Origin of the sequence: Teichococcus deserti (assembly GCF_001982615.1) — a bacterium.
Taxonomy (GTDB): domain Bacteria; phylum Pseudomonadota; class Alphaproteobacteria; order Acetobacterales; family Acetobacteraceae; genus Pseudoroseomonas; species Pseudoroseomonas deserti.
In genome coordinates this window covers 1-1,877 of record NZ_MLCO01000447.1, presented here as the reverse complement: position 1 = coordinate 1,877, position 1,877 = coordinate 1, and the positions used below count along the sequence as shown (strand labels likewise).

The following is a 1,877-nucleotide window of genomic DNA, read 5'->3' as shown; positions in this document are numbered from 1 at the left end:
AGATGTGTAAGAGAGACGGCACCAGCAGGTAGCGGCGGTCCGGGGTGGTGGGGCAGGGCGTGGTGGGGCTGGAGCCGGTCACGCGGCGCCCGGGGGCTTCAGCGTCTCGGCCAGGATGACCCGCTCCGCCTGGCGCAGGTCGCGGCGCATCGCCTCCTGATCGGTCCAGCGGGTGTCGAGCGGCAGCCGGATGGCCTCGCAGCGGAGCGTCAGCGCGGCCTCGCGGAACGGCCAGGGGTCGAGCGACCAGCACGCCGCCGAGCGCCGCGTCAGCGTCAGCGGCGCCGAGCTGCCATCGGCCATCGGCGCCGGCTCGACCCAGTCGGGATCGGCGAAGCACAGCGCCAGCGACAGCGCGTCGGTGACGCCGACCAGCGCCGAGTTGCGCGCCACCTGCTCGGCCGGCGCGCCCAGCCGCGCGATCCATTCGGCCTGCAGCGCGCCCTGCCGCGCGGCATTGCGCTCGATCGCCGCGCGGTCGGCGGGCGGCTGCTCGGCGGGCGTCATGTGGCGGGTGTAGATCCGGGTGCCGTGCAGCGAGACCAGCAGCGCCGTCCAGAGGCCCCAGGCGGCGCGGGCCTGCTCCACCCCCTCGGCCCACATCGGCGCATGCACCGCGGGGCCGAGCTCGAGGAAGGAATGCGGCAGGCCGTTCGCCGGGTTCAGGCTCGGCGCGGTCTCCCAGCCCAGCCAGGCCAGGTCGTGCTGTTCGGCGGCCAGGATGGTCTCGGGCGCCGGATCGGGCAGGGCGAAGCCGGGGGCGCCCCAGGCCGCCAGCATCTGGCCGGAGAGCCAGGCATGCGACGGTTGCGAGATCAGCAGGCGGGAGGCGCCATCCGGCGGGCGAAGGATCATGCCGCTGCAACGCGCCGGCGCCGCCCGAAGATGCCCGGACGGCGCCGCTGCGCGCGGCTCAGCGCGACTTCTTGTAGAGCTTCTGGGCGATCTCGAACATCTCCTCCGGCGCGTAGTCGGGGGTGAAGGCCGAGGGCACGCCGGTCAGCTGGTGGATCTTGCCGCCTTCCGGCATGCCGTCCACCACCTCCAGCTCGCCCGGCGGATCGCCCGGCAGCGCCTGCTCGCCATTGCCCCAGATGCCGGCGATCTCCTTGTAGTCGTTCGGGCTCCAGGTGTAGAGGCGGCGGTGCGAGCCCTCCTGCAGGTACTTCTGGCACTCGGGGATCTTGTCGAGCGGGATGTTCGGCGTCGGCAGGAACTTCTCCAGCTCGACGCCGGTGATCTGCTTCAGCGCCAGCGCATAGGCATGCGCATGCACCGAGCCGCGCACCAGCAGGTAGCCGCAGACCTCGCGCCCGGTCGGGTCGGACAGCGTCTCATAGACCCGCAGCTTGTGCAGCCGCGCGCCGCATTCCAGGTGGAAGTTGTGCAGCAGGTCGACCACCACATTGCCGGTGGTGGTGACCATGTCGGCGTTCCACGACATGGAGTTGCTGTTCACCGGCAGCGCGCCGCCGCCGGCCGAGGCGAAGGAGGCGAAGGAGCGGATATCCTTCATCGCCTCCATCGGCGACTTCGAGATGTCGCCGCCATTGCCCTGGTCGCCGCCGGGCTTGTCGGGGCCGTTGGCCAGCATGGCGACGCCGTTGCTGACCAGCTCGACATGGCCGAGCTCCTCCGCGGTGATCGAGGCGACCAGGCCGTAGAACGGCTTGAGGTTGTCCTTGGAGCGGAAGTTGAAGCTCTGGAACATGTAGTTGCCGAGCGTCGACATCTCGCCGTACTTGCCGCCCAGCAGCTCCTGCAGCGCGGCGGCGGCGTTGGGGTCCTGGCGCTTGGGGGCGGGCAGCGCCGCCTGCAGCTTGTCGATGCGCATGAACATGGTCGGGGTCTCCTCGGGGCGTTGGTTGGGCCGGGGG

The 1,877-nt window shown here is 71.4% G+C and carries 2 protein-coding genes; both read right to left on the bottom strand.

Annotated features, from left to right (window positions below; all coding sequences use genetic code 11):
• Window positions 1-78 precede the first annotated feature (78 nt).
• Entirely contained in the window at window positions 79-855 is a 777-nt protein-coding gene (locus BKE38_RS28730) for a DUF3891 family protein (protein ID WP_076960543.1), read from the bottom strand.
• A 58-nt stretch (window positions 856-913) separates the two neighbouring features.
• Window positions 914-1,877: manganese catalase family protein (locus tag BKE38_RS28725; protein WP_242662610.1), on the bottom strand; the 964-nt coding region annotated here is incomplete at its 5' end.